General features: G+C 65.0%; 2 protein-coding genes. Both read right to left on the reverse strand.

Annotated elements, in window-relative coordinates:
• On the reverse strand, positions 1 to 656 hold a 656-nt coding region (locus tag ACYVDE_RS19400), incomplete at its 3' end, for a M16 family metallopeptidase (protein WP_460503190.1).
• Positions 657 to 745: 89 nt separating this feature from the next.
• The coding region (locus ACYVDE_RS19405; RefSeq protein WP_460503191.1) for a SusC/RagA family TonB-linked outer membrane protein at positions 746 to 2,794 on the reverse strand (2,049 nt) is incomplete at its 5' end.

The raw sequence follows: 2,794 nt of genomic DNA on the forward strand, positions 1-2,794 counted from the left end.
TGGCGCTGGTAGGCCGGGCCGCCGGGAATGGGGCCAAACCACTTCTCGGCCAGGCGGCGCACCTCGGCCTCGCTGGCGGCGCCGGCTACCACCAACACGGCGTTCTGCGGGGCGTAGTGTTTCCGGAAAAAGCCGCGCACGTCATCCATCACGGCGTTTTCGATGTGCGAAATCTCCTTGCCGATGGTGTTCCACTGGTAGGGATGGGTATGGTAGGCGAGGGGCTTGAGCTTGAGCCACACGTCGCCGTAGGGCTGGTTGAGGTAGCTCTGCTTGAACTCCTCGACCACCACTTTGCGCTGCACCTCGAGGCCATTCTCGGAGAACGCCAGGTTAAGCATGCGGTCCGATTCGAGCCAGAAACCGGTTTCGAGGTTGGCGGCGGGCAGCGAGAGGTAGTAGTTGGTGACGTCAGAGCTGGTGAAGGCATTGTTTTCGCCGCCCACGCGCTGCAGCGGCTCGTCGTAGCTCGGGATGTTGATGGAGCCCGAGAACATCAGGTGCTCAAACAAGTGCGCAAAGCCGGTGTGCGCGGCGTCTTCATCGCGCGAGCCCACGTCGTACATCACGTTGAGCACGGCCATGGGCGTGCTGAAATCTTCGTGCACGATGCAGCGCAGGCCGTTGGCGAGGGTAAATTCGGTGAAGTGAATCATAGAGTAAAAATCAGCGGGAGCCAAAGGTAAGGAACCGCTCCGGCGCTACTAACCACTGGCGGGCGTGGCGGGTTCGGCGGCCGGGATTTTTAGAACTGCCCGTGCACGCCCAGCTGCCACACCCGGGCCACGGGGTACACGCTGGCATCGAGGCCGGCGTAGAAGGGGGCGGCCCCGCCGCTGCTCACGTTGGGGTCGAAGCCGCGGTAGCCACCCGTCACGAACAGGTTCTGGCCGCCCACCCACACGCTTACACTGCGGGTTTCTTTGCGCAGCACCTCGTACGCCAGCGTGAGCTGCGACAGGCGCACATGGTTGCCGCTGGCCAGGGCCTGGTCGCTGAGATAGGGGCTGAGGAAGCTGCCGGGGCGTGGCACGTTGGTATCCTGGTGGGTCGGCGTCCAGTAGGCGAGGGCGTGCGCCGAGCTGTTGGTAGTGCCGGTGGGCAAGTCGAGGTTGCGGAGCGTGGCGTTGAGCAGCTGATAGCCAAACAGCCCATCGAGTTGGGCGGCCAACTGGAAGCGGTGGAGGCGAAGCTCCTGGTACACATTGAGGGTGTAGCGGGGCAGGCCACTGTCGGCGTAATAGGCATCGGCGTAGCTCGTTTGCCCGTCGTCGTTGCGGTCGCGGAAGCGCATCTGGCCCGCCTGGGGCGAGCCGTTGGGGTAGGTGCCGTTCTGCTCATATACCTGAAACCGGGCCAGCGACTGGCCGGCTTCGAGGCCCGGAAATTCGAACGCACCGACGTAATATGGCCCACCGTTGATGGTTTCGACTTGGTTGCGATTGGTAGCGGCGGCCAGTTGGGTGGTGCCCGTCAGCGGGCCTACTCGCCAGGTGCTGCCCAGGGTTAGCTCCAGGCCCCGATTGAGCAGCGTAACGTCCGGCGTCATGTATCGGATGCCGCCCCCGTTGCCGGGAGGCGGGGGCAATGTGAGCAGCGTGTAGGCGTGGCGGGTGCGGCGCTGGTAAGCAGCCACGTCCAGCGTGAGGTGGCCGCCGAGCAGGCCGGCATCGTGGTGGGTAGTGCGGTCGGCCGAAAAAAAGCTGCTGGTCTGGCCCGTGCCGGCCCACAGGGTCAGCTCGCTCAGCCCCGTGGCGTTGGCCAGAAAAGCTTCTTTGTGCATGTGCCAGCTCAGATGCCCGCCGGGCAGCCAGCGAAATTCGCTACGGGAGCCATCGTCGCTAAAAGCAAAATCGGAGCGCAGCGAAGCCTGCATTTCGTAGCGGCCATCATAGGTGTAGTTCAGGCAGGCCGACGGGCTATGCATAGGCCGGCTCTTTTCCCGAGAGCTGAACGAGGAAGCGTAGTAGTACATGCCCGAGCCACCGTGGATGTCCTGGCTCAGCTCCCGCTCATATTGCTGGCGCAAGTAGCCAAGGCTCGCCGTGAGGACGTGGCTGGTGCCAAAAGTGCGTTGGTAGCGCAGGGCGGCATCAAGCACCCAGGTACGCGAAATGGTGGAGTCAGTGCCGTTTTCGACCACATCCGGGGCTTGGCCCGGACGCTGCGTGGCATAGTCGGGGTTGTATTCGCGCTGGCGGGCCACGGCCAGCTGGCGGCTGGCCCGCACGGTGGCGCTGAGCCCGGGGCTGAACTGGTAGGTGGCGCTGAGTTGGGCCAGGAGCCGCCGCGTGCGCGATGCCCGCGTGTAGTAGTCCATCTCAGCCAAAGGCCGGGGATTGGGAACGTTGGCGGCATTGCGCGGCGGGAAAGTGGGCGAAGCCAGCAGTGCCTGCTGCAACAGGCGGCCCGCGTCGGGCTCGGTGCCCGGGTAGTATTGGGTGGTTTGCCCGACGCTGGCCCGCAGCCCCACGCTTAGCTTATCGGTTAACTGCTGGTCGATGTTGGCGCGCAAATGGTAGCGGCTCAGGCCCGATTCGCGCACCACGCCAGCCTGCTGCAGGTAGTCGGCGGCCACGTAGTAGCGGCTGCGGCGGGCTAGGCCATCTACGCTCAGGTTATGGCTCTGCATGCCCGCCACCCGGAATACCCGGTCCTGCCAATTGGTTTCGCTCAGGTTGGCGAGGTCGGCCGGCGAGTAGGGCGCGGCGCTCCCTCTGTTGGCCGCGGCCTCGTTGGCCAGGCCGGCGTATTGGCGGGCACCCAGCAGGTCGTAGCGCTGGCGCACCGCTGC

This window comes from Hymenobacter agri (assembly GCF_054778495.1).